The organism is Mycolicibacterium sp. TUM20985, from assembly GCF_030295745.1.
In the GTDB taxonomy this organism is placed as follows: Bacteria; Actinomycetota; Actinomycetes; order Mycobacteriales; family Mycobacteriaceae; genus Mycobacterium.
In genome coordinates, this window is sequence record NZ_AP027291.1 from 161877 (window position 1) to 187446 (window position 25570).

The 25570-nt window shown below is 67.0% G+C and carries 24 protein-coding genes; 19 read left to right on the top strand and 5 right to left on the bottom strand.

Going from position 1 to position 25570, the window contains the following annotated elements:
• Positions 1–15 precede the first annotated feature (15 nt).
• Entirely contained in the window at positions 16–471 is a 456-nt protein-coding gene (locus tag QUE68_RS00710) for an acyl-CoA thioesterase (protein WP_284232139.1), read from the top strand.
• Positions 472–481: 10 nt separating this feature from the next.
• On the opposite strand, the gene QUE68_RS00715 is transcribed toward QUE68_RS00710, so the two are convergent.
• The gene (locus QUE68_RS00715) at positions 482–1426 is read right to left on the bottom strand and encodes a D-2-hydroxyacid dehydrogenase family protein (protein WP_284232140.1); all 945 of its coding nucleotides are present in this window, start codon (positions 1424–1426) and stop codon (positions 482–484) included.
• Positions 1427–1467: 41 nt separating this feature from the next.
• On the opposite strand from QUE68_RS00715, the gene QUE68_RS00720 reads away from it, so the two are divergent.
• Positions 1468–1905 (top strand): SRPBCC family protein, encoded by a 438-nt coding sequence (locus QUE68_RS00720; RefSeq protein ID WP_284232142.1) that lies wholly within the window; start codon positions 1468–1470, stop codon positions 1903–1905.
• Between the two features lie 88 nt (positions 1906–1993).
• On the opposite strand, the gene QUE68_RS00725 is transcribed toward QUE68_RS00720, so the two are convergent.
• Entirely contained in the window at positions 1994–2662 is a 669-nt protein-coding gene (locus QUE68_RS00725) for a GntR family transcriptional regulator (protein ID WP_284232144.1), read from the bottom strand.
• A 244-nt stretch (positions 2663–2906) separates the two neighbouring features.
• On the opposite strand from QUE68_RS00725, the gene fadD5 reads away from it, so the two are divergent.
• The 16 genes from fadD5 (at position 2907) to QUE68_RS00805 (ending at position 21732) form a co-directional block, all read left to right on the top strand.
• Positions 2907–4469, top strand: coding sequence for a fatty-acid--CoA ligase FadD5 (gene fadD5, locus QUE68_RS00730; protein ID WP_286275976.1), 1563 nt, complete (start codon positions 2907–2909; stop codon positions 4467–4469).
• Between the two features lie 236 nt (positions 4470–4705).
• Positions 4706–5506 (top strand): MlaE family ABC transporter permease, encoded by an 801-nt coding sequence (locus tag QUE68_RS00735; protein WP_284234646.1) that lies wholly within the window; start codon positions 4706–4708, stop codon positions 5504–5506.
• A 1-nt stretch (position 5507) separates the two neighbouring features.
• A complete protein-coding gene (locus QUE68_RS00740; RefSeq protein WP_284224064.1) occupies positions 5508–6377 on the top strand; it encodes an MlaE family ABC transporter permease in 870 nt (289 codons plus the stop codon).
• Positions 6378–6379: 2 nt separating this feature from the next.
• The gene (locus QUE68_RS00745; protein ID WP_454786195.1) at positions 6380–7609 is read left to right on the top strand and encodes an MCE family protein; all 1230 of its coding nucleotides are present in this window, start codon (positions 6380–6382) and stop codon (positions 7607–7609) included.
• Positions 7606–8637, top strand: a complete 1032-nt coding sequence (locus QUE68_RS00750) for an MCE family protein (protein WP_284224065.1) — start codon at positions 7606–7608, stop codon at positions 8635–8637. The genes QUE68_RS00745 and QUE68_RS00750 overlap by 4 nt, the downstream gene beginning before the upstream one ends.
• Positions 8634–10232 (top strand): virulence factor Mce family protein, encoded by a 1599-nt coding sequence (locus QUE68_RS00755; RefSeq protein WP_284224066.1) that lies wholly within the window; start codon positions 8634–8636, stop codon positions 10230–10232. Before QUE68_RS00750 ends, QUE68_RS00755 begins: the two co-directional genes overlap by 4 nt.
• Positions 10233–10277: 45 nt before the next feature.
• Positions 10278–11870, top strand: coding sequence for a virulence factor Mce family protein (locus QUE68_RS00760; protein WP_284232147.1), 1593 nt, complete (start codon positions 10278–10280; stop codon positions 11868–11870).
• A gap of 5 nt (positions 11871–11875) precedes the next feature.
• A complete protein-coding gene (locus QUE68_RS00765; protein ID WP_284230546.1) occupies positions 11876–13027 on the top strand; it encodes a virulence factor Mce family protein in 1152 nt (383 codons plus the stop codon).
• A 3-nt stretch (positions 13028–13030) separates the two neighbouring features.
• Positions 13031–14581 carry an MCE family protein gene (locus QUE68_RS00770; protein WP_284224068.1) on the top strand — a complete coding sequence of 517 codons (1551 nt, stop codon included), beginning with the start codon at positions 13031–13033 and terminating at the stop codon, positions 14579–14581.
• Positions 14551–15156, top strand: coding sequence for a hypothetical protein (locus QUE68_RS00775; RefSeq protein WP_284232149.1), 606 nt, complete (start codon positions 14551–14553; stop codon positions 15154–15156). Before QUE68_RS00770 ends, QUE68_RS00775 begins: the two co-directional genes overlap by 31 nt.
• Positions 15153–16196 (top strand): RDD family protein, encoded by a 1044-nt coding sequence (locus QUE68_RS00780; RefSeq protein WP_454786411.1) that lies wholly within the window; start codon positions 15153–15155, stop codon positions 16194–16196. Before QUE68_RS00775 ends, QUE68_RS00780 begins: the two co-directional genes overlap by 4 nt.
• Positions 16193–16753 carry a mammalian cell entry protein gene (locus QUE68_RS00785; protein ID WP_284224070.1) on the top strand — a complete coding sequence of 187 codons (561 nt, stop codon included), beginning with the start codon at positions 16193–16195 and terminating at the stop codon, positions 16751–16753. Before QUE68_RS00780 ends, QUE68_RS00785 begins: the two co-directional genes overlap by 4 nt.
• Positions 16720–17613, top strand: a complete 894-nt coding sequence (locus QUE68_RS00790) for a mammalian cell entry protein (RefSeq protein ID WP_284232151.1) — start codon at positions 16720–16722, stop codon at positions 17611–17613. Before QUE68_RS00785 ends, QUE68_RS00790 begins: the two co-directional genes overlap by 34 nt.
• A 9-nt stretch (positions 17614–17622) precedes the next feature.
• The gene (locus QUE68_RS00795) at positions 17623–18327 is read left to right on the top strand and encodes a YoaK family protein (protein ID WP_284224072.1); all 705 of its coding nucleotides are present in this window, start codon (positions 17623–17625) and stop codon (positions 18325–18327) included.
• Between the two features lie 10 nt (positions 18328–18337).
• Positions 18338–19111 carry a fructosamine kinase family protein gene (locus QUE68_RS00800; RefSeq protein ID WP_284224073.1) on the top strand — a complete coding sequence of 258 codons (774 nt, stop codon included), beginning with the start codon at positions 18338–18340 and terminating at the stop codon, positions 19109–19111.
• 329 nt (positions 19112–19440) lie between these two features.
• Positions 19441–21732 (top strand): hypothetical protein, encoded by a 2292-nt coding sequence (locus tag QUE68_RS00805; protein WP_284224074.1) that lies wholly within the window; start codon positions 19441–19443, stop codon positions 21730–21732.
• A 2-nt stretch (positions 21733–21734) separates the two neighbouring features.
• On the opposite strand, the gene QUE68_RS00810 is transcribed toward QUE68_RS00805, so the two are convergent.
• The 3 genes from QUE68_RS00810 to QUE68_RS00820 all read right to left on the bottom strand — a co-directional run bounded on the left by QUE68_RS00810 (position 21735) and on the right by QUE68_RS00820 (position 25024).
• On the bottom strand, positions 21735–22817 hold the full coding sequence (locus QUE68_RS00810) for a phosphodiester glycosidase family protein (protein WP_454786197.1): 1083 nt from the start codon (positions 22815–22817) through the stop codon (positions 21735–21737).
• A gap of 148 nt (positions 22818–22965) precedes the next feature.
• Positions 22966–24282, bottom strand: coding sequence for a PQQ-dependent sugar dehydrogenase (locus tag QUE68_RS00815; protein WP_284224076.1), 1317 nt, complete (start codon positions 24280–24282; stop codon positions 22966–22968).
• Positions 24260–25024 carry a pirin family protein gene (locus QUE68_RS00820; protein WP_284224077.1) on the bottom strand — a complete coding sequence of 255 codons (765 nt, stop codon included), beginning with the start codon at positions 25022–25024 and terminating at the stop codon, positions 24260–24262. The genes QUE68_RS00815 and QUE68_RS00820 overlap by 23 nt, the downstream gene beginning before the upstream one ends.
• A gap of 71 nt (positions 25025–25095) precedes the next feature.
• Here QUE68_RS00820 and QUE68_RS00825 point away from each other — a divergent pair, with 71 nt between their 5' ends.
• Positions 25096–25560, top strand: a complete 465-nt coding sequence (locus tag QUE68_RS00825; protein ID WP_284230550.1) for a MarR family winged helix-turn-helix transcriptional regulator — start codon at positions 25096–25098, stop codon at positions 25558–25560.
• Positions 25561–25570 lie beyond the last annotated feature (10 nt).

Genomic DNA, 25570 nt, shown 5'->3' on the forward strand with positions numbered 1-25570 from the left:
TGAAAGTATGGGGCCATGAGCGCTGGTGAGCGGGAGCTGACGTCGCGGGACTTCCCGGTGCACTGGCCGGTGCTGACCCGTTGGACGGACAACGACATGTTCGGACATCTCAACAACGCGGTGTACTACGAACTGTTCGACACGGCGATCAACGCCTGGCTCAACACCACCATCGGCGTCGACCCGGTGACGGCACCGTGGCTGGGCGTAGTCGCCGAATCCGGCTGCCGCTACTTCGCGGAGTTACAGTTCCCCGATCCGCTCGTCGTCGGACTCGCGGTCACCCGGCTGGGCAACAGCAGCGTCACCTACCGCCTGGCGGTCTTCCGCCCGCCGGAGGCGCCGGATGACGTCGAACCCGTTGCAGCGGTTGGGCATTGGGTGCACGTCTACGTCGACCGTGACACCCGGCGTCCCGTCCCCGTGCCCGACGCCATCCGTAGTCTGCTGGAGACCGTGGCCGACGGGTGACCACCGCGATTTACCCGAACCCGTCGAGCCACTCCGCGATCGCTGCCACGGCGTCGCGGAAGAAGATCCGGTAGGGCCGATCGGCGACGTAACCGAGATGGGGTGTGGCCGTCACGTTGGCCATGGTCCGGAACGGGTGATGCGCGGGCAGCGGTTCGACGTCGAACACGTCGAGACCCGCCCCCGCGATGGAACCGGACCGCAGCGCGGCGATCAGCGCCGCCTCGTCGACGATGGGGCCGCGCGACGTATTGACCAGCAGCGCCGTCGACTTCATCGCCGCGAGTTCGGCGGCACCGACCAGGCCACGGGAGCGCTCGCTGAGCTTGAGATGGATCGTCACCACGTCGGCGGTCGCGAAGAACTCGGCACGGGTCACGTGACGGGCGCCGACTTCGCCAGCCGCCTCCGGCGTGAGGTTTTGGCTCCACGCCACTACGTCCATCCCGAAGGCCGCCCCGATGCGCGCCACCCGGGCGCCGATGCGGCCGACGCCGAGCACCCCGAGGACTCGGCGGTCGAGTTCCCGTCCGACGGTGGTCTGCCAACGTCCCTCGGCGACCGCTTCCCGTTCGGCGACGAGGTGGCGCGCGGTGGCCAGGATCAGCGCCCAGGTGAGCTCGACGGTCGAACCGATGCTGCCGCCCGTGGCGCTGACGTGGATGCCGAGGTCCGCGACCGCAGCCATGTCGATCGAGGCGTTGACGTTACCGGTCGAGGCGATCATCCGGAGTCGGGGAAGCCGTTCGAGGACGTTGCGCGGCAACGGTGTTCGCTCGCGCATCAAGAACACGACGTCGAACGGGGTAAGGCGTGCGACGAGCTCGTCGGGATCGGCGACGTGGTCATTGAAGACGGTGACGTCGGCGCGCACCGTCACCGGTGACCAGTCCGCCAGGCTCAATGCCACGTCTTGGTAGTCGTCGAGGACCGCGACCTGAATCCTTCTGCTCATCGCGCTCCATCGTGTCAGGCCGCGGTCGATATGCTCACCCGATGCCACTCGTGAGCAAGACCGTCGAGGTTGGGGCGTCCGCCGAGGCGATCATGGCGATCGTCGCGGACTTCGAGGCCTACCCGCAGTGGAACGAGGAAGTGAAGGGCTGCTGGATCCTGGCGCGCTACGACGACGGCAGGCCCAGCCAATTGCGCCTCGACACCTCGGTGCAGGGCATGGACGGTACCTATATACAGGCGGTCTACTACCCGGGCGAGAACCAGATTCAGACCGTCATGCAGCAGGGTGACCTCTTCTCCAAGCAGGAGCAGCGCTTCGCCGTCGTCGCGATGGGCCCGACGAGCCTGCTCACCGTCGATCTCGACGTCGAAATCTCGATGCCCGTGCCCGCGATGATGGTGAAGAAGGTCGTCAACGACGCACTCGAACACCTAGCGGACAACCTCAAGACGCGGGCCGAGGCGACAGCCGGCTGACCGCAGTCACTGAGCTCGCCGAGTGTGTGGGTCGTGGATGCGTCGCCCGGGTCGTCCGTGCCGTAAGCCCCACAGTCGGCGGTGAGCGCTAGGTCCAGAGCCCCAGTTCGTCGAGACGCGCCGTGAGCCGACGCGCCCCGTCGGTGAATTGAGCGTCCGTCAGCCGGACCACGGTCTCGACGTCACGACGGCGCAGGGCGGCGATCATCTTGCGGCGGTTGACCACCGCGTGGTGACCCCACTGAGGGTCGTTGGCGTAGATGTGGGGCGGCAGATACCTCGCCGCGTGCAGCAGGAACCACGCCAGCTTGATGCGGCCCGACGCACGGTTGAAGGCGCGATGGAAGGCGAACTCGGCGTCGACCACGTCATCGGTGTGCTGCCGCGCGATCGCGTCGGCCGCCGTCGCGGCCAACCGTTCCAGTTCGTCGATCTGGTCGTCGGTGACCCGTTCGGCCGCGGATCGGGCGAGCTGGCCCGCGATCACGGCTTGCAACCAGAAGATGTCTTCGATGTCGCCGCGGGTGAACGCACTCACTACATGGCCGCGATGCGGCTCCAGTTGCACCATGCCCTCACCGCGCAGCGTGCGCAGTGCCTCGCGGACGGGGGTGATGCTCACCCCGAGGGCGGCGGCAGTCTCGTCGAGCCGGATGAAGGCACCGGGCCGCAGCACGCCCGACATGATGCGGATCCGCAGATGTCCGGCCACCTCGTCGGAGAGTTGCTCGCGACGCGGTTTGGTCGGTGCGTTCACGGTATTCGAGCTCTCACGGGTCCCCACTGTCGTGTTGCTGGCGTGGGTTGTCCCCGAGCCGCCGAGGCCATAGTGTGACCGGGGCAACACCATGTTTGATCAAATATCAACGCCGCGCAACCCGCGCAAAGTGAACAGCAGGGAGCCGCCGACGTTGATCGCCACGCCACCTCCGCCGGGACCCGCCGGGCAGCCGTACCTGGCCCGCAGGCAGAACTGGACCAACCAGCTCGCCCGCCACGCCATGATGCAGCCCGACGCGACGGCACTGCGCTTCCTCGGCCGGACGACGACGTGGCGCGAGCTCGACCATCGCGTCACCGCCCTCGCGGGCGCGTTGAGCCGCCGCGGTGTCGGATTCGGCGACCGCGTGCTGATCCTGATGCTCAACCGCACCGAGTTCATCGAATCGATGCTGGCGGCGAACCTGCTCGGCGCGATCGCCGTACCGGTGAACTTCCGGATGACACCACCCGAGATCGCCTTCCTGGTCAGCGACTGCGACGCCCGCGTCATCGTCACCGAGCCGGTGCTGGCGGCCGTCGCGACTGCCGTCCGTGAACTCGAACCGACGCTGGCCGACGTCATCGTCGCGGGGGGGACCACCGAGGACGGGTTGCTCGGGTACGAGGAGCTGCTCGAAGAGGAGGGTCAGCAGCCGGCAGCGGTCGACATTCCCAACGATTCGCCTGCGCTGATCATGTACACCTCGGGCACCACCGGCCGGCCCAAGGGCGCCGTGCTCACTCATCTGAATCTCTCCGGCCAGGCAATGACCAACCTGTTCACCACCGGTGCGGACCTCAACAACGACGTCGGCTTCATCGGCGTCCCGCTGTTCCACATCGCCGGTATCGGCAACACCATCACCGGCCTGCTGCTGGGACGACCCACCGTGCTCTATCCGCTCGGCGCCTTCGATCCCGGCACGCTGCTCGACGTCTTGGAGAGCGAGGGTGTCACGGGTGTCTTCCTGGTACCCGCGCAGTGGCAGGCGGTGTGCGCCGCCCAGCGGACCAGGCCGCGCGACCTGAAACTGCGGATGTTGTCGTGGGGCGCCGCCCCGGCGTCCGATACCCTCCTGCGGGACATGGCCCAGACCTTTCCCGGCACAGAGATCCTTGCCGCCTTCGGGCAGACCGAGATGTCGCCGGTGACCTGCATGCTGCTCGGTGACGACGCCATCAGAAAGCTGGGCTCGGTGGGCAAGGTGATCCCGACCGTCGCCGCGAGGGTCGTCGACGAGGACATGAACGACGTCGCGCGAGGGCAGGTGGGAGAGATCGTGTACCAGGCGCCGACGCTGATGGCGGGCTACTGGAACAACCCCGCCGCCACCGCCGAGGCCTTTGCCGGTGGCTGGTTCCACTCGGGTGATCTAGTTCGCCAGGACGACGAGGGCTACGTCTGGGTCGTCGACCGGAAGAAGGACATGATCATCTCCGGAGGCGAGAACATCTACTGCGCCGAGGTCGAGAACGCACTGGCCGCGCATCCGTCCATCGTCGAAGCCGCCGTCATCGGCCGGCCACACCCGAAGTGGGGCGAGGTACCCGTCGCGGTCGTGGCCCTGGCGGCGTCCGGGCACTTGGGCCTCACGGTCGAGGCACTCGGCGAATTTCTGACCGAACGGCTCGCGCGGTACAAGCATCCGAAGGTGCTGGAAGTCGTCGAGACATTGCCCCGTAACCCCGCGGGTAAGGTCCTCAAGACGGAACTGAGGGTGCGCTTCGGATCGGCCGAAAACTTTGACGCCGGCGAAAGTTCTTCTGCTCCAACGGTTTCAGCCAGCGCGGCGAAGGGCTGACCAGCGATGTTGAGTTTGCCAAACGGCGAGATGACAATCCTGCGGATGCGGTGCAACGCGCCGATCCCATCGGGTACTCTCCTGTGGTCCGTCTTACTACCCATGAGTAGGGAGACAGTGGTCACACACACGGAGCTGGGGCAAGGAGGAGGCGTGCGACAGATTCTGCCGTTGCGCCGGAGTGGTTGCGGCCTGCCCGATCATCAGACCGGGTGCGAGATCACGGGAACCCGTCGGTGACGGCCCAGACGTCAGGCTTCGCCGACTCCGTTCGCGACAGGGTCCGACCAGGGCTGCTCGCCGTGGGTGGCTTCGTCAAGATGTGCGTGCTGACGGGCAAGGCGCTGTTCCGCCGCCCGTTCCAGACCCGCGAGTTCATCCTGCAGGGCTGGTTCCTGATGCGGGTGGCGTTCCTGCCGACCATCGCGGTCGCGATCCCGTTGACCGTGCTGATCATCTTCACGCTCAACATCCTGCTGGCCGAGTTCGGTGCCGCCGACATCTCCGGCGCCGGCGCGGCGCTGGGTGCGGTGACCCAGCTCGGGCCCCTGGTGACCGTCTTGGTGGTTGCCGGCGCGGGCTCGACCGCCATTTGCGCGGACATCGGCGCACGCACCATCCGCGAGGAGATCGACGCACTCGAAGTCCTCGGCATCGACCCGATCCACCGCCTCGTCGTCCCCCGCGTAATTGCCTCGACGCTCGTCGCATTCCTCCTCAACGGCGCCGTGATCACCATCGGGCTGGTCGGCGGCTTCGTCTTCGGCGTCTACATCCAAAACATCTCCGCGGGCGCCTATGTGTCGACGCTCACGCTGGTCACCGGACTCCCGGAGGTGCTCATCTCGGTGATCAAGGCGCTGATCTTCGGCATGATCGCGGGACTGGTGGGCTGCTACCGCGGCCTGACGGTCTCCGGTGGCGCGAAGGGCGTGGGCACCGCGGTCAACGAGACCCTGGTGCTCTGCATCATCGCGCTGTTCGCGGTGAACGTCATCATGACCACCATCGGCGTTCGATTCGGAACGGGGCGCTGACATGTCGACCACTGCAGTACTGAAATCGCGGTTCCCCCGCGCCCTCGCGGGCGGCGAGCGGCTCGCGAGTTCACCGGCCCGCTTCCTCGACAGCATCGGTCACATCGCCTGGTTCGTCGTGACCGCCGTCGGCTCGATCGGCCACGCGTTCCGCTTCTACCGCAAGGAGATGCTGCGACTGGTCGCCGAGATCGGCATGGGCACCGGCGCCATGGCGGTCATCGGCGGGACCGTCGCCATCGTCGGCTTCGTCACCCTCTCGGGTGGCTCGCTGATCGCCATCCAGGGCTTCGCGTCACTGGGCAACATCGGTGTCGAGGCGTTCACCGGCTTCTTCGCCGCGCTGGTCAATGTGCGCATCGCCGCGCCGGTCGTCGCCGGCCAGGCCCTGGCCGCTACCGTCGGTGCTGGTGCGACCGCTGAACTGGGCGCCATGCGCATCAGCGAGGAGATCGACGCGCTCGAGGTGATGGGCATCAAGTCGATCTCGTACCTCGTCTCGACCCGCCTAGTGGCCGGCTTCGTCGTCATCATCCCGCTCTACGCGATGGCGATCATCATGAGCTTCCTGGCGGCTCAAGCCACCACGACGCTGTTCTACGGTCAGTCGACCGGCACCTACGAGCACTACTTCCGGACGTTCCTGCGGCCCGACGACGTGGCCTGGTCGTTCGTACAGGCGATCATCATCTCGGTGATCGTGATGCTCAACCATTGCTACTACGGCTTCTACGCCAGCGGCGGCCCGGTCGGCGTCGGCGAGGCCGTGGGCCGCTCGATGCGCGCGTCGCTGATCGCCATCGTCCTAGTCGTCCTATTCGCATCGATGGCGCTTTACGGCACCGACGCCAACTTCAACCTGACGGTGTAGCCATGACTGCTCCAGGACAGATGCAATCACCCATCAACGAGCCGCGTACGCCGCCGTACAAGGTGGCCGGGCTCATCCTGTTCCTCGTCGTCGCGGTCATCGTCGCGCTGGTGTGGACGCAGTTCCGCGGCGGGTTCGCCAATCCCGAGAAGCTCACGTTGATCTCGTCGCGGTCCGGTCTCTCGATGGACCCGGGTTCGAAGGTGACCTTCAACGGGGTCGAGATCGGTCGGGTGGCCGGCGTCTCGGCCATCGACCAGAACGGCGAGCCCCGGGCCGAGGTCGCCCTCGACGTCGATCGCCAGTTCACGAATTTGATCCCGTCGAACGTGGATGCCCAGATCAAGGCGACCACGGTGTTCGGCAACAAGTACATCGCGTTCTCCTCGCCGAAGGACCCGTCCAAGGAGCGCATCAGCTCCTCGACCCCGATCCAGGTCTCCGGCGTCACGACCGAGTTCAACACGCTGTTCGAGACGGTCGTGTCGGTGGCCGAGAAGGTCGACCCCATCAAGCTGAACCAGACCCTGACGGCGGCCGCGCAGGCCCTCGACGGACTGGGTGAACGGTTTGGACAGGCGCTCGAGAACGGCAACACGATCCTGGCCGACGTCAACCCCCTACTGCCTCGACTCCAGCAGGACAACCAGCGCCTGGCCCAGGTTGCCGACATCTTCTCGGATGCTGGCCCCAACCTGTTCGACGGGCTGGAGAACGCCGTCACCACGGCGAAGGCGCTCAACGATGAGCAGGGCAACATCGATCAGGCGTTGATGGCTGCCGTCGGCTTCGGCAACACTGGTGGCGAGGTCTTCGAGAAGACGGGCCCGTATCTGGTCCGCAGCTCCGCCGACCTGCGTCCGACCACCGCGCTGCTCGACGAGTACAGCCCGATGCTGTTCTGCATGATTCGCAACTACCACGACGTCGAGCCGAAGATCGCCTCCTCCCTGGGCGGCAACGGCTACTCGCTCAACACCCATTCCCAGATTCTCTTTCCGGGCAACCCCTACGTGTACCCCGACAACCTGCCGCGGGTTAACGCCCACGGCGGACCCGAGGGAAGGCCGGGGTGCTGGCAGCCCGTCACCCGTGACCTGTGGCCCAACCCGTATCTGGTGATGGACACCGGCGCCAGCATCGCTCCGTACAACCACCTCGAACTCGGTCAGCCCATCGCCATCGAGTACGTCTGGGGACGCCAAATCGGGGAGAACACGATCAACCCATGAGAATCACCGGTACAGCGATCAAGCTCGGCGCACTTTCTCTGGTGCTGCTCCTGTTCACCGCGCTCATCATCGTGGTGTTCGGTCAGCTGCGGTTCGACCGCACCACGGGATACTCCGCGATCTTCAAGAACGCCAGCGGCCTCCGGGCGGGGCAGTTCGTCCGCGCCTCGGGCGTTGAGGTCGGCAAGGTCTCCAAGGTCGAACTCATCAACGGCGGCAACGAGGTCGAAGTCAACTTCGCCGTGGACCGATCGCTGCAACTGTTCCAGGGCACGACGGCCTCGATCCGTTACCTGAACCTGATCGGTGACCGCTACCTCGAACTCAAGCGCGGTGACGACAACGCCAAGATGCCGGCCGGCGGCACCATCCCGGACACCCGTACCGAACCCGCTCTCGACCTGGACGCGCTCATCGGCGGGTTCCGGCCGCTGTTTCGGTCGTTGGAGCCGCAGAAGGTCAACGACATCGCCCAATCGATCATCACGATCTTCCAAGGTCAGGGCGGCACCATCAACGACATCCTCGACCAGACCGCGTCGCTGACCTCTGCGCTTGCCGACCAAGACCAGGCCATCGGTGAAGTGATCAAGAATCTCAACACCGTCCTGGCCACGGCGGTCAAGCACCAGCAACAGTTGGACGAGACACTGCAGAACTTCGAAACGCTCGTCACCGGACTCAAGAACCGCGCCGACCCGATCGCGGCGTCGGTCGCCGACATCAGCAATGCGGCAGGCTCGATCGCCGACCTGCTCGGGGACAACCGTCCGCTGCTGCAGAAGACGGTCACCAACCTCGAGATCCTCCAGCAGCCGCTGGTCGACCAGAAGGAACAGTTGAACGACACTCTCATCAAGATTCCCGCCGCCCTGAAGATCATCGGGCGCGCCGGTGGCATCTACGGCGACTTCTTCAACTTCTACGCCTGCGACGTGACCCTCAAGTTGAACGGTTTGCAGCCGGGTGGCCCAGTCCGCACGGTCAAGGTCTGGTCTCAGCCATCGGGTAGGTGCACACCGCAATGAGGAGTATCGAAGGCGACAACCGGATTCGCAACGGGTTCGTAGGCATCATCATCTTGACCCTGGTGATCGGTGTGGGCCAGAGCTTCGCCAGCGTGCCGATGATCTTCGCGCAGCCGATCTACTACGCGCAGTTCGCTGACACCGGCGGCCTCAACCCCGGCGACAAGGTGCGCATCGCAGGCGTCGATGTCGGCCAGGTTCAGTCCGCGGAAATCGACGGCGACAAAGTCGTGATCGGGTACACCCTCGACGGCACGAAGGTCGGTACCGACAGCCGGGCCAACATCCGCACCGACACCATCCTCGGGCGGAAGAACCTCCAGATCGAGCCGAGGGGTTCGACGGCGCTCCGAGCGAACGGTGTGCTGCCAATCGGCCAGACCACGACGCCGTACCAGATCTACGATGCGTTCGCCGACCTCACCAAGGCGGCGTCCGGCTGGGACACCCAGTCGGTGAAGAAGTCGCTCAACGTGTTGTCCGAGACCATCGACCAGACCTATCCGCACCTGAGCGCGGCGCTGGACGGGGTCGCGCGGTTCTCCGACACGATCGGCAAGCGCGACGAGGACATCCAGAAACTGTTGGCGAACGCCAACAAGATCGTCGGAGTGCTCGGCACGCGTGGCGGCCAGATCAACCAGCTCGTGGTCAACGCCAATACCTTGTTGGGGGCAATCAACGAGCGGTCCTACGCGGTTGACATGCTGCTCGAGCGGGTCAGTCGATTCTCAACGCAGGTCAAGGGTTTCGTCGACGACAACCCGAACCTGAATCGCGTGCTGACGCAACTGAAGACCATCAGCGACGTCCTGGTGGCGCGCAAGTTCGACCTGGCGGACACGCTGACCTCGCTCAGCAAGTTCACCGCCTCACTGGCGGAGGCCATCGCCTCGGGCCCGTTCTTCAAGGTCATGTTGGTCAACCTGCTGCCGTACTGGATCCTGCAGCCGTGGGTCGATGCCGCCTTCAAGAAACGTGGCATCAGCCCCGAGGAGTTCTGGGGTAACGCCGGCCTGCCGTCCTTCCGGTACCCGGACCCAAACGGCCAACGCCAGGCCAACGGCGCACCGCCGCCGGCGCCGACGCCGCTGGAGGGGACGCCCGAGAATCCTGGTCCCGCCGTCATCGCCGGCTCGCCGTGCTCGTACGCACCTGCGCCCGGGAACTACCCGACGCCGGGCAACCCCCTGCCCTGCGCGAGCGCCGAGAACGGGCCGTTCGGCCCGAACCCGTACGGCGCCAACAACTACGGACCGCCGGACGTCCTCGGTGCGCCTGCCGACCCGAATGCGCCCCCGCCGGCGCCGGGTGTGCCGAGCGCCGCGTTCCCCGGCGAGTTCTCACCGCCGGTGCAGGGCACCCCCGCGCCGCCGTTCGCACCGGGTCCCCCCGGGGCCAGGACCGTTCCGGCCACACCGGGTCCGTCGGACCCCTACATCGCTCCGGGATCGCTACAGGGTGACGGCACCTCGCCGTTGCCGCCCGCGCTCGTCGGCCCGATCCCGCCTCCAGGGCCGGGGCCACAGGTCGGCGGCGCAGGCGAACCGCTGCCCGGCAATCCGCCGTTCCTTCCACCCGGATCACAAGGTTAGGGGGCAGCAGAGATGTCGGCTATGCGAAACATGAAGATGCCCGCGATGACCAAGACCGCGCTGATCGTCGGTTCGCTGATCGTGGTCGCAGCGCTGGTGGCCGGGTTCTTCGGCTGGCAGCTCTACAAGAAGCTGACGACGAACACCGTCGTGGCCGAGTTCCCGCAGGCGCTGGCGCTGTATCCGGGCGACAAGGTCGAGATCATGGGCGTGCAGGTCGGCAAGATCGACAAGATCGAGCCCGTCGGCGACAAGATGCGGGTGACCTTCAACTACCAGTCCAAGTACAAGGTCCCCGAGAACGCCACCGCGTCCATCCTCAATCCCAGCCTGGTCGCCTCGCGCACCATCCAGCTGGCGCCGCCCTACACCGGTGGCCCGGTGATGGAGAGCGGCGCGGTCATCCCGCTCGACCGCACGCAGGTCCCGGTCGAATACGACGAACTACGCGACTCGCTGAGTCGCCTCCTGACCGACCTCGGCCCCACCAAGGAACAGCCCAAGGGCCCCATCGGTGACGTGATCGAGTCGTTCTCCGACGGTCTCGCCGGCAAGGGCAAGCAACTCAACACGACGCTGAACAACCTGTCCGAGGCGTTGAGCACGTTGAACTCGGGTCGCGGCGACCTCTTCGGCGTCGTCAAGAGCCTGGCGTTGTTCGTGAACGCGCTCTACAAGAGCGATCAGCAAATCGTTGGGCTGAACGACAATTTGGCGCAATTCACCAACTCCTTCTCCAATACCGACCGTGAAGTGGCGAACGCGGTCAAGGACCTCGATCAGTTGCTCTCCACCACGCGGGGCTTCCTCGACGAGAACGCCACCGTGCTGACCCAGGACGTCAACAACCTGGCCGACGTGACGAACGCGATCCTGCAGCCCGAACCGCGCAAGGGCTTGGAGACGGGTCTGCACGCCTACCCGAACCTCGCGGCCAACGTCGTCAACATCGCGTCGCCGAACGCCGGCGGCATCGTCGGTCTGCCGACCATCAACAACTACGCCAACCCGATGCAGTTCCTCTGCAGCGCGATCCAGGCGGGTAGCCGCCTGGGTTACCAGGACTCGGCCGAACTGTGCGCGCAGTACCTGGCGCCGATCCTGGATGCCACCAAGTTCAACTACCCGCCGTTCGGCCTCAACCAGATCGGCGGGGCGATGACGCTGCCCAAGCAGATCGCGTACTCCGAGAACCGGTTGCAGCCGCCTCCGGGGTACAAGGACACGACGGTTCCCGGCGTCTTCTCGAGGGACACCCTGTTCTCGCACGGCAACCACGAGCCGGGGTGGACCGTCGCACCGGGGATGCAGGGTGTCGAGGTGCAGCCGTTCACGCAGAACATGCTGACGCCGGAATCGCTGTCCGAACTGATGGGCGGCCCGGACATCGTGGCGCCGCTCGCGCCACCGGCATTCGGGGTGAACGACGGCAGGCTGCCGGGCCCGCCAAACGCCTACGGCGAGAACAGCCCACTGCCCCCGCCGTGGTACCCGCAGCCCGGTCCCCCGCCGGCGCCAGCACCCGGCGTGCTCCCCGGCGATCCGCTGGGCGCCATCACCCCGGCGGCCGGACCCGCGCCTGCCGCCGCACCCGCGCCGGCCGGACCACCGTTGCCCGCTGAAGCAGGAGCTGGCTAATGATGATGTCGAAGCGGCTCAACCTGAGGACCGTCGTCAAGCGTGGTGGAGCACTGCTCGCCGCGGGGTTGATCCTGACGTCGTGCGGCTGGAAGGGCATCGCGAACGTTCCGGTGCCCGGTGGCGCAGGCACGGGTTCGGACAGCATGACGATCTACGTGCAGATGCCGGATACGTTGGCGCTCAACGTGAATAGCCGCGTCCGCGTGGCCGACGTCTTCGTCGGCAGCGTGCGGGCCATCGAGCTGAAGAACTGGGTCGCGACGTTGACCCTGGACGTGCAGCCCGATCTGAAGCTGCCCGCCGACACCAGGGCCGCGATCGGACAGACCTCGCTGCTCGGCTCGCAGCACGTAGAGCTCAATCCGCCGGCAGACTCCTCGGGTCGGATGCTGAAGAGCGGCGACACGATTCCGCTCGACCACGCGAGCGCGTTCCCGACGACGGAGCGCACGCTCGCGAGCATCGGCACCATCCTCAGCGGGGGTGGCATCCCGAACCTCGAGGTGATCCAGAACGAGGTCGCCAACCTCCTCACCGGTCGCGGTGATCAGATCCGCGAGTTCTTGGGGCGTCTGGACACGTTCACCGCGGAGTTGAACAACCAGCGCCAGGACCTCACTCGCGCGATCGACTCCACGGACCGGTTGCTGGCCATCGTGGCGCAGCGCAACGACACCCTCGACCGCGTACTGACCGAGTTCCCGCCGCTGATCAAGCACTTCGCGGAGACCAGGGATCTGTTCGCCGATGCGGTGATCGCACTTGGTCGCGTCAGCAAGGCAGCAGACGACGCGCTGTCGCAGGCCAATCCGGACATCACTGCCAACCTGAAGAATCTGCAGCGCCCGCTCGTTCAACTAGGCAAGGCGTCCCCCTACCTGCTCGGTGCGCTAAAGGTGATCGGAACCGCGCCGTTCAGCATCGAGAACGTGCCGAAGGCGATCCGCGGCGACTACATCAACGTGTCGCTGAACGTGGATCTGACGCTGTCGGCAATCGACAACGGAGTCCTCAGTGGCACGGGCATTTCCGGCCTGCTTCGGGCGCTGGAACAGTCGTGGGGCCGCGATCCGAGCACGATGATCCCGGACGTGCGGTTCACGCCGAACCCGCACAATGCACCGGGCGGACCGCTGGTCGAGAGAGGTGAGTGAGCGATGCTGACCCGCTTCGTCAAGATTCAGTTGGTGGTCTTCTCCATCCTGACGGTCATCGCGCTGGCCGTACTCGGCGTGTACTACCTGCGGTTGCCGAGTGTGGTCGGGATCGGGCAGTACGAGTTGAAGGCGGAGCTGCCCCGATCGGGTGGCCTCTACTCGACGGCCAACGTGACCTACCTCGGCACGCAGATCGGCAAGGTGACCGACGTCCGGCCCACCGAGCGCGGCGTGCTCGCCACCATGAGCATTGACAGCAACTACAAGATTCCCGCCGACGCCAGCGCGAACGTGCACTCCGTGTCCGCCATCGGTGAGCAGTACCTGGACCTGGTGTCGACGTCGGACAAGCCGGGGCAGTACCTGGCCGCGGGATCGACGATCACCAACAGCACGGTGCCGGCCGAGGTCGGGCCCGCGCTGGACGCCGCCAACAATGGTCTCGATGCCCTGCCAAGGGAGAAGATCGACTCACTGTTGACCGAGACGTCTGAGGCGATCGGCGGTCTCGGCCCCGCCCTGCAGCGATTGGTGGAGTCGACGTCGGCCATCGCGAGCGACCTCAAGGACAACCTGGGGCCGGTGAACGACATCGTCAACAACCTCACGCCGATTCTGGACAGCCAGGTTCAGTCGGGTGATGCGATCTCGCAGTGGACGCGCAACCTGAACACCATCACGTCGCAGACCGCCGAGCAGGACCAGGCATTGCGCAGCGGGTTGCAGCAGGCCGCGCCGACGGCGGATCAGCTCAACGCGGTGTTCGGCGACGTGCGCGAAGCGCTGCCGCAGACGATCGCGAACATCGCGATCGTGGCCGACCTGCTGAAGCGCTACAACAAGGGTCTCGAACAGGCGTTGGTGATCCTGCCCCAGGGTGCAACGGTCGCCCAGGCGGGCACCATCTTCCCGGGGGAGGGTCTGCTGCACTTTGGGCTGTCGATCAACCAGCCGCCACCCTGCCTCACGGGCTTCCTGCCGGCCGCGCAATGGCGGTCGCCCGCGGACACCAGCACGCAGCCGCTACCGGATGGGCTGTACTGCAAGATCCCGAAGGACTTCCAGGGCAATGTCGTCCGAGGAGCGCGTAACTACCCGTGTGCGGACGTGCCGGGTAAGCGTGCGGCCACGCCGGAGGAGTGCCGGAGCAACACGCCCTACGAGCCGCTCGGGACCAACCCCTGGTACGGCGACCCGAACCAGATCCTGACGTGTCCTGCGGCTGGGGCGCGCTGCGACCAACCGGTGAAGCCCGGTTACGTGGTACCTGCTCCGACGATCAACAACGGGCTGAACCCGTTGCCCGCCGATCAGTTGCCGCCGCGACCGTCGCCGCTGAGTGACCCGCTTACGGCCCCTGGCCAGGGCACGGTCGCCTGCAGTGGCCAGCAGCCCAATCCATGCATCTACACTCCGGCAGCAGGCCCTGCCGCGGTCTACACCCCGTCCAACGGCCAAGTCGTCGGACCCGACGGAGTTCAGTACTCCGTCACCAACTCAAGTGATCCAGGAGAAAACGGATGGAAGGAGATGCTGGCGCCAGCCGGCTGAACCCCGAAGACATCCCTCGCGAACCCGACGCGTCGGAGGAACCCGACGCTCAATCCGAAGAACTGACGCGCCGCCCCGAGCGGCTCGGACGCGGTTGGCTGGTAGCCATCTGTCTGGCGTTGCTCCTCACGACCGCGGGTGTGGCGGTGGGCGGTTATTTCGCGCTCAAGTCCCACGACCAGAGCAAGGACATCGCGCAGGAGGACGCGCTCGCGCTCGCCAGGGCCAAGGACTGCGTCGCGGCCACCCAGGCCCCGGACGTGGCGGCCATGACCGCTAGCCAGACCAAGGTCATCGAGTGCGCGACCGGCGACTTCGGCGTGCAGGCCAACCTGTTCGCCAGCATGCTGGTCGAGGCATACCAGGCCGCGAACGTGTCGGTGCAGGTCTCCGACATGCGCGGGGCGGTCGAGAAGCACAACGAGGACGGGTCGGTCGACGTCCTCGTCGCTCTCCGGGTGAAGGTGTCGAATTCGCAGGCCGCCGATCAGGAGCAGGGCTACCGACTCCGGGTCAACATGGCGCCCGCCGACGGCACCTACAAGATCAACAGACTGGATCAGGTCACCTCGTGACGGCACTGCTCGACGAAGACGCCGACGTCCGTACGGCGGAGGAGACCGCGATCCGGTGTGCCTCCTGGCCGGCGCGGGCCGGGGCGATCGCACTGGACGTCCTTCCCGGGGCCGCCGTGATCACGACGGTGGCCGTGCTCGCCTACGCCACGTCCGTCGGCAGCTGGCTGTGGTGGGTATTCATGGGGATCCTGGCGGTGGCCGTGCTGGCCACGCTCGTGAACCGGTGGCTACTACCGCCGCTCATCGGATGGACCATGGGCCGCGCAGTCTTCGGAATACGCGTGACGGCGTCCAGTGGTGAGGGCGTGGGCAGCGTGCGGTTGTTCGCGCGTGACCTGGCCCATCTGCTAGACACCGCGGCGCTGTGCGTCGGATGGCTGTGGCCGCTGGGGGACAAGCGTCACCGGACGTTCGCAGACCTGTTGGCGCGCACCGAAGTTCGCGTGGTCGGAGCCGGTGACGCACCTCGTCGCGACGTGCGGCGCATCACCGCCGGTGTGCTGGTCGCCGCGGCCGTGGTGGGCGCGGCGGCGAGCGGGCTGGGCTATCTGCAGGTGTACCGGCAGGATCGCGCGCTCGAACAGGCCAGAACCGAGATCGCCGAGCAGGGACCGCGCATCGTGGAGCAGCTGCTGAGCTACGGCAGCCAGACCGTAGTCGAAGACTTCGCCAGAGCGCAGACGATGGCCACCGACGGCTACCGTCCGCAGCTCGTACAACAGCAACAGGCCGTGCAGAAGTCGGGGGTCACCGACAACGAGTACTGGGCGGTCAGCAGTGCAGTGCTCTCGGCGACCACGGACCGGGCGGCGATGCTGCTGGCGCTGCAGGGCCAACGTGGGTCCGACCCGAACAACCTGAAGTTCATCACCGCGACGGTGCGGGCGGACTTCGAGAAGGCCGACGGCCGTTGGCAGGTCGCCGTTCTCACCGTGCTCAAGAAGCCGCTGACGGGCCAGAGCCAGGCGGGTCCGCAACCGCCACAGCCGCCGCAGCCACCCCAGCCGCCGCCCCCGGGAAGGGAGCCCGGACGATGAGCCCGCGACGCAAGGTCGACGAGCAGGCCCGCAACTTCTTCGCCGCGAACGCGACCGAGTCGAAGGTTCCGCTGCGGTGGGGCCTTCCGCTGACCGCCATCCTCGCCTTCGTGCTCGCGGCCGTCGCGATCGCGGGCAGCATCTTCACCCTCGCCGGGCATGTGAGCTACGACCGCACGGAGGCCAGGGACGCCTCGGCGCTCTTCTACGTCCGTGGCTTCATGACGGAGTACACCTCACTGGATCCGTTCCACGCGAACGACTATGCGGACCGGATCCTGGCGCAGGCGACGGGCGACTTCCAGAAGTCGTTCAAGGAAAAGCTGAACGAAATCGCCGTCCAGGTCGCGCGTGCCGAACCCACCACCGGCGTCGTGCAGGAGGCCGGCGTGCAACGGTGGAACGACAACGGCAGTGCCGACATCCTGGTGGCCACCAACGTCAAGTCGACGGGCCCGGACGGCAAGACCCCCATCGAAAGCGGAACACGTTGGGTGGTAACGACTATCGAGGAGGGACAGCAGTGGAAGATCAGTCAGCTGATTCAAGTGATCTGACCACCGACGCTGCCGACGCCTCCGTCCCGCAGGGCAAGGCGGCGCGCAATCGCCACCGGTTGCCGCGGCACAAGGTGGCGCATGTCGATCAGACCGAGGACGCCGAGAGTCCGGCGGTCGAGCCGGTCACCGACGAAGACCCAGCCCCGGACCCGGCTCCCATCGAGACGACCGACGAGACGCCCGACGAGGCAAGCGACGCGGCGCCCGATGCAGACGTCGAGCGCCCGCGCCGCCGCCTGCCGTGGCGACGCGGCAAGGCCGTCGCCGAGGTGGAGGCACCCGTCGACCCGGCCGACCCCGTCGACCCCGTCGACCCGGCCGCGGTGCTGGTGCCGCATCGGACCGCCGGCCGGGGGCTGAAGATCGCTGCGGTGGCTGCGGGCGCCTTGTTCGTCGCCGCCGCCGCGTTCGCGGGTGCGACGCTGCAGCCCTACCTGGCCGACCGGGCCGCGGTGCACACCAAGTTCGTCATCGCCGAGACCGCGGCGAGCGCCATCACCACCCTGTGGACTTACACGCCCGAGGACATGGACAAGCTGCCGGACCGGTCGGCGAAGTACCTCGGTGGCGACTTCGCCTCGGACTACAAGCGCTACATCGATGCGATCGTCGCACCGAACAAGCAGGCCCAGGTCACGAACAACACCCAGGTCCTCGGGGCGGCGGTCGAGACGCTGACGCCGACGGAGGCCACCGCGATCGTGTACACCAACTCCGTGGCGACCAGTCCCGTGACCAAGGGCATCCCCTCGCTGCGCTATCTGTCCTATCGCCTGACGATGAAGCCGCAGGACGACCGGTGGCTGATCACCCAGATGGTCGCCGTCACGAAGCTAGACCTCACACCGCGGCTGTAGACCGCTCCGATGGCCGTCGAATCCCCTGTATCGCAACGTCTGACGGTCACCGCGCTGTTGTTGCTGACGTTCGCCACCGGCTTGGTCGACGCCGTCAGCGTTCTGGTCTTGGGGCATGTCTTCGTGGCGAACATGACGGGCAATGTGATCTTCCTGGGCTTCTGGTTCGTGGACCACTCCGGCGTCGACATGGCCGCCGCAGTGGTGGCGTTCATCAGCTTCGTCACCGGCGCCGTGGTCGGTGGCCGGCTCGCCCGGCACCTCGACGCCAGGGTCCGTCGCTGGCTGGTCGTCACCTTCGGCCTCGAAGTGGTTACCCTGTCCAGTCTTTCGATACTGGCGGGCGCCGGGGTGCTGCAGTACCACGGTGGGGGGCGGCTCATCCTGATCGCGGGGCTCGCCGTCGCCTTCGGCATCCAGAACGCCACCGCGCGGCAGTTCGGTGTGCAGGAACTCAGCACGACGGTGTTGACGCAGACCATCGTCGGCATCGGTTTCGACAGCAGACTCGCGGGCGGGACGGGCCAGCGGGAGAAACTGCGCTACGGCGTCATCCTCACCATGTGCAGCGGCGCCGTCATCGGGGCCACCCTGAGTCGATGGACGGTGGCCCCCGTGATCGGCATCGCGGCAGCGGTGGTGGCGTCGAGTGCGGCGATCTTCGCGTTCGGTCCCGCGAAGAAGGCGTCGGTCGTCAACGAGGCTCGGCCGTAAGACCCCGGCGGTGGACGACTACGTCAAGCGAAACCCGAACGCGCCAAGGGACTTCTTCACGTGCGAGGCCGCCGGGCTGCGGTGGCTGGACGCTGCGGTGGCCGGCGTGCCGTGCGTGCGGGTGATCGATCACGATGCCACCACCCTGACGCTGCAACGGCTGCACTCAGTGGAACCCCAGCGCGGGCACGCCTACGACTTTGGTCGCCGGCTGGCCCGCACGCACGCCGCGGGGGCGACCGCGTTCGGGGCGCCGCCCGACGGATTCTCGGGCCCCGGTTACTTCGGCCCGATGAGCCATCCTCTGCCGATGGAGCTGAACGCATGCGCCCGGTGGGGCGAGTTCTACGCCGACACTCGGCTGGCGCCGATGGCCGAGCTGGCCGGAGTGCAGTTGGGCGGTCGCACCAGGGACGCGCTCCAACGCGTCATGAGCCGTTGCCGGGACGGTGACTTCGACGACGACACCGCCCCGGCGCGCGTACACGGCGATCTGTGGAGCGGCAACGTCATGTGGACCTCCGAGGGGGCGGTCCTCATCGATCCGGCCGCCCACGGCGGACATGGGGAGACCGATCTGGCCATGCTCGCACTCTTCGGCTGCCCGCACCACGACGCGGTGCTGGCCGGATATCTCGCCGAGCGCCCACTGCGCGCCGGCTGGCGGCAGCGGGTGGGTCTGCACCAACTGTTCCCGCTACTGGCGCACGTCGTGCTGTTCGGCTCCAGCTACCTCGAGTCGACGTCGGCGGCAATCGTCGGCGCACTGACAGCTGATTCATAGCCGGTGGTGGGTCCGGCCAGGTGCACGCAGATGTGCAGGGGTTCGCACGGCTGGCAAATTGCGCGTCGGGTGCAGTAGCCGGACGCGAGCTTACATAGGTGGCCTTAGTTGCTCACGATGTCTAAAATTTGCGTGCGCGTCAATCTCGGAATGGCCTGGTGGCACGGTGAATTGACGAAACCGAGTACTAGACGGCCGGCCCGCGGTGATGGCCAGCAATGTGCAATTTGCCGCGTCCGTAGATGTTAGCGTCTTGTGACTCAGCGCACATCCGCGTGGAAAGGACAGGTCAGATGGCGGGTATGCACCGCACCAGAAAGCGGCGTCGGATGAGCGTGGCGTTGTTCAGCGCCGCCACAGCGACTGCCACGGCCCTGACGGTCGGCGTCGAACCGCCCCCCGTGCCCATCAACCGCGTCACCGCCGAGAACGTCGATCTGGCCGCCGCCGTAAGGTTGCTACCCAACCACGATCAGGTACCCGACATCACCGGTGGGCTGGGTACCGCCGTCTACGACGGCGGGCAGGCGTTGGCCGACGTGGTCATCAGGGCGGTCGTCAACGGGATCAACCTGTCGGCGTTCGCGCAGGCCGCTGGGGTCGATCCGCAAAGCCTCTTGACCGGGCTGCTCGCCGATCTGCCGGCGAACCTACTGCCAGGGATCTTGGCCAGCCTCTCCCTCGACGTGCCCGTGCTGGGCCCCGTCCTCGACCAGCTCAGCGGCGGAGATCTCGCCCTCCTGACCAGCATCCTGGACCTGTTGGGAGTCGACGAAGTCACCAACGGCGCGTTGACCGGGGTCCTGGCGCTGCTCGGCCTCAACCTCGCCGATCCGCTGAACCTCGGCGGCTTGGACGTCCCCGGCGTGAACGTCGTCACCGCGGGCCCGACGTTCACCGCGCTGAAGCTGTTTGGCCTGGATCTCGGTTGGGTGCCCGCGCTGCCCAATTCGGTGGCCAACGCGATCAACGGGACGGAGTACGCGCGCTTGGGCCTGGACGGCGTCCTGGACGAGCTGCTGGGCCGGCTGCAGGAGAGCACCATTCCCGGCGCGTCGGCCCTCCTCGCCCCGCTCGTGGCGTTGATCGCGAGCATCACCGATCCGCTGACCAGCCAGCTCCCCGACGTCATCGACGTCCGCGTCACGCCTACCGTCGGCGTCGGCCTTGGCGCGTTCGCCGCAGCGATGGCATACCAAAAGGTGCTCGCGGACCTCTCGATGCAACCCGGTGGGCTGAACCACGTCTTCGGCACCGATCCGATTCTCGGCAGCCTGACCATCCTGCCGCTGATCCTGATCAACAACCCCGCCCGGCCCGACGGTGGCGCCTTCGCGCGCCTCGGTCCACTGGCCGCCCTGTTCGGCATCGACACGGTCAACCCGACGACCAAGGCCAGCAGTAGCGGGGATGGCACGGGCGTCGCGATTCCGGTGATCGGAACCGGTGTGACGCTGGGCAATGCGAACATCCTGCCGATTCTGGTGGACGCCACCTACGAGTATCAGCCGCTGTCGGATCTGGCGGCGTGGCCCAATCCCGTGACGCTGGTCAACAACCTCACGGCGGCGCTGTTGCCGACCTACATGCTGCGGGGGTTGAACCTGGACCTCGACGGCCTCACCGGCCAACTCCTCGAGAGCGTCACGAACGCGGTGGACGGCATTGATCCGACCGACCCCAATTCGGCTCTGGCGCTGAACATCTACCTCACCCTGCACTCGGCGACCCTGCCGCTTCTCGAACCGCTGTACCTGGCGTCGGACTTCCTGAACCTAGTGGGCCTGAGCCCGCTGGCCCAGATCCCGATGCGACTGGCGAATGCGCTCGCGCCCGCACTGGGGATCCTCAACGACGTCGGCTACTCCAACGTCATCCGAAACGCCGACGGCACCTACACCCGGGACTTCTCGCAGGCGGGCGTGGAGACGCCGTTCCTGTCCTTCCCGAACCTCGATCCCGGTCTCGTGCTGAGCGACACGTTCAACGCGTTGATCGCCGGATTCCAGAAGGAACTGGGGCCCAACCCGACGCCGAATACGCCAAACGTCCTCGCCAACCTGCTCAATGCGTTTTTCAGCGGCGACCTGCTCGGCGGTGTCACCGGCGGTCTAGCGGCGCCGCTCGCCGCCACCACTCCGGTGTCGAGCCTGTCGAAGACGGCGGCGGGGGACGTTCCCGCACCCAACGCCCCGCTGGTCGGCATCGCAACGGCGGAGAGTACGACATCATCCGGCGGCGCTGAGACCAAAGATGCCATCGCGCAACGGGAATCGACGCCCACTGCCGACCCCGTCGACGAGATGCCGGACGCGGTGGACGCGGTGGGCGAAACCCCGGCCGCCCCCGCTGATCAGACCCCGGCCGCGGACGCCGACCCGGCGGCAGCCGAGGGGACCGACGCGGAGACCACGAAGCCACCGAAGCACGCCAAGCCGATCACCAACGAAACCCGCGACACGGCCAACGACTTCTCACCCAAGACCGTCGACAAGCCGGACACCGCCGCTGCGAAGGGCAGCGACGCCGGAAGTCCGGCCACCGCGGATGCGGACACGGGCGCTGCGTCGGACACGGGCGCCGCGTCAGACGCGGGCGCTGCATCGGACGCGGCGGCCTGAGGTCAGCTGAAGGCGAGCCAACTCGGGAGGGCTCGCTCACGCGAGTCGCAGAGCACCTCCATGGTGTCGCAGGAGCCCTTCGGCACCCCGGCACCCGCCCACATGCCGCCGGTGTCGCGGCGCAGGACGATCGCCGACGAGCCGCCGCCGTCCAGCAGGACGGCGGTGTCGCTGCCGAGTCCCCGGAAGAGGTCCTGGATCTGGTCTGGGGTGTAGCTGCCGCCCTGGAAGACGTACATCTCGTCCCGGTCGCGGGCGTACCCGATCGCCGTGCGGGCGGCGCTGGGGCCGACGTCGTTCAGCTGGCCGGTGTCACCGGGCGCCAGCAGTCCAAGGCCACTGACCGCGACGAATCGGGTGCCCTTGTCCATCAGGTCCTTGATCACGGGTGAGGCGGCGTCGTAGTCGTCCGGTGCGCGGGGTGACACCACGAAGGGGGCGCCGCCGACCGGCAAGATCATCGTGGTTAGCGCCGTCCACACTTCGTCGCCGCCCGACAGCGCCTGTTTGCCCGCGTAGGCGATGGTTCCGGTGAGCGGGACGTTGGCCTTGCCCTGGCCGCGGGTGGTGTCGACGTAGGCGCCCAGGGGTGAACTGCAGCCCGTCGTCTTCCAGGAACCACCCTTCTGTCCGCGCACGTCGAAGAAGTTCGCGTTGATCGCAATGGTGGGCTGCCCCAACGCCTTCCACGCCTGGATCGGTGAGTACGTCTCCGAGGCCTGCCAGAGTCCTTCACCGGTACGGGCGCCGGGCGTGCGCTCGCACCGGGCCTGGTAACCGGTGTGGGAGTCCACGAGCAGGCGTGGGGTGAGTCGCTGGGATGCGGACTTGATGATCATCAGATGGCCGCCGCTGCCCATCTCGTACCAGCTGCCTGCGGCGTTCAGCATCGGTGCGGGGTTGTTGCCGCCGAAGTTGTAGACGAGGTACGAACCGCGGGTGTTCGCCATCGCGTTGGCCAGCAGCTCGCGTCCGTCGGCGGCGTGTGCGGCGGGGGCGACCGTCATCGTCGCCAACACCGCACCGAGTGCCAGCACCGTCGCCGAGGCGACGAACCGCCGGACGTTCGCTGTGGTCGTTGGCACGCTGGCCCCCATCGATGAGTTGCTGGACGGCGTGAAAACGCCCTCACAGCCATCACAGCGGACGCACAGTCGACTTTGGTCACGGCGCAATGACGATTGCGCATCGACCGACGTCAGCTCTCCGGAGAAGCGTTTGCCGGAGTCGCTCTCAGCGACCGGGAGGTGCCACCCGGTAGATGGCATCCGCGGCGTCATCGGTGACGTAGATGGCGCCGTCCGGGCCCACTACCGCCGCGACCGGCCTGCCCCATCGGGATCCGTCGTCGGCCTGGAAGCCGCCAACCAAGGTCTGCTGATTGCCGAGGGTGCCGTTCGTCCAGGGGAAGAACGAGACCTCGGGGGCGCGCGGTGGTTTGCGATTCCACGAGCCGTGCACCCCGACCAGGGCTCCGCGAGCGTACGGCTCGGGCAGTGCGCCGTCGACGAAGTTCATGCCCAGGGGAGCGGAGTGCGCGCCCATGCTCTGCTCGATCGGTGGCAGGGCGGCGCAGTCGAGCTTGGACCCGTCGGCGTTGGTCTGGACGTCGCGGATCAGCGGTAAGTTGGTCGGGCCGCCATCGGGATTGCAGTAGGGCCAACCCAATTCGCGTCCGGGGGTCAGCTTGGCGACGGACTCGGGCGGGTGGTCGTTGACGTACTCGGGCACCACCTGGCCGTAGGACGGTCCCTCATCGGGGATCTCGACGTTGTCGCGGTTGTTGACCGCCGTCCACACCGTGCCGTCGGGGGCGATCGCCAACCCGGTGCCGTTGCGCACTCCGGTCGCGAAGGGGGCATAAGGCCCGCCGCCGGGTGGGACGCGCATGACGGTCGCCCGCTGCGGCGTCGCGGTACGGTCCTCCGCGGAGACGTTGCCCGTCGACCCGATCGAGAAGTACACCGCCCCATCGGGTCCCACCGCCACGCTCTTGAGGGCGTGGGCGTAGGCGCCGCCCAGGTCGGGACTTCCCGCGTCGGGCAGGTTTGCGGCGACGGTGCGCAGCGGCGCGGCCTTGGCGTCGGCGTAGTCGAATGCGTCGACCTGATCGCTCTCGGCGATGTAGAGCGTCGAGCCCTGGAACGCGAGACCGTGCGGCTGGTTCATGCCGTTGACGAGTAGCTGCATCTGCGGTCCCAGGCCCGATGGTTCGATGCGGACCACCTGGCCCGCACTGGGAATCGACACCAGCAGGGCGCCGTCGGGTGCCCAGGTCGCCAGGCGGGGTTTGGGGAGCCGCGCCCATACCGACATCGTCCAACCGTTGGGCACCAATGCCTTTCGCGGTTCGTCGAACGGCGCGGCGGCGAGGTCGCCGGGCACGTCGACCGTCACCTCGGTGAGGCCCACCTCCGCAGGCGGGCGGCTACTCGTCGTGGACTCCGACGCCTGCGGGGTGCTCGATGAGCACCCCGCCAGGAGAAGGACGCCGACCAGCCCGAGGGCCGCGGCGGTTCGGTGTCGCTTACGCTGCAGCCAAGCTCGCATGCATCTCCCAGACCAGGATTTCGGAGGGTTCGGTCGCGGTCACTTGCTGGCCGCCCGATGCCGTGAAGCGCACGGCGTCGCCTTCGTGCAGGGGGCCCGCACCTTCGAGCACGACCTCGCCGCGGGGGACGAACAGGTGCAGATACGGCGCCTGTGGCAGTTCGATGGTGTCGCCGGGTTGCAGCCGCGCACCGCGCAGTGCGGCGTACTTGTTGCTGATGGTGATGGCGGCGTCATCGGCATGCTCGGGCATTCCCGAGGCGATCGTCACCAGACCACCGCGCAACATCTCGTCGTCGATCTCGAGCTGCTGATACCCCGGCGTGATGCCTGCTTCGTCCGGGACCACCCACATCTGCACGAAGTGCACCGGTTCGGAGTGCGAGGGGTCACCCGTCAGCGTCCACGAGTCGTTCTTCTCGGAGTGCAGGATTCCGCGACCCGCCGACATGCGTTGTGCCAAGCCGGGATAGATGACACCGGAGTGACCGGTGGAGTCCTGGTGCACCAGCGATCCGCGCAGCACCCAGGTGACGATCTCCATGTCGCGGTGCGGGTGGGTGTCAAATCCCTTGCCCGGCTTGACCAAGTCGTCGTTGTTGACCAGCAGTAGCCCGTGGTGAGTGTTGGCGGGGTCGTAGTTGCCGCCGAACGAGAACGAGTGCTTGGAGTCGAGCCAGGAGATCTTGGTGGCGGCACGATCCTGTGCGCGCCGGATGTCGACGGTGTCGGTGGGGGTCATGCGATCACTCCTTGCGGATCATGGCCAGCCTAGGTGGCTATCACTAGACACGGCAACTTAAATGATGTGTCATATATTCCATGTGGCTCTCCGAGGAACAGCAAGGGGTGTGGCGCGACTATCTGGCGATGAGTGGCTCGCTGCAGGCCGCGATGAACCGGCAACTGCAGCGTGACTGCGGGCTCTCCCTCTCCGACTACGACGTATTGGTCGCCCTCGACGAGCGCGAGGTGTGCCGGGTGAACGAGCTCGGCGAGCGACTCGGCTGGGAGCAGAGCCGCCTGTCCCACCAATTGCGGCGCATGCGGTCGCGGGGCCTCGTCGACAGGCGCGGAGCCGACGATGACCGGCGCGGTGCCACCGTCGAGCTCACGACCGCAGGCCGCGCGGCACTGGAGTCGGCGGCCGCCGGCCACGTCGCGCTGGTTCGGGACATGGTGTTCGACGGGATGCGGCCGGCCGATGTCCGCGCAGTGGGCCGGTGGACGTCGACGGTGCTGGAGCGGCTGCGCGAGCGCGAACACCCGTCGGCTTAATCTGTTCGTC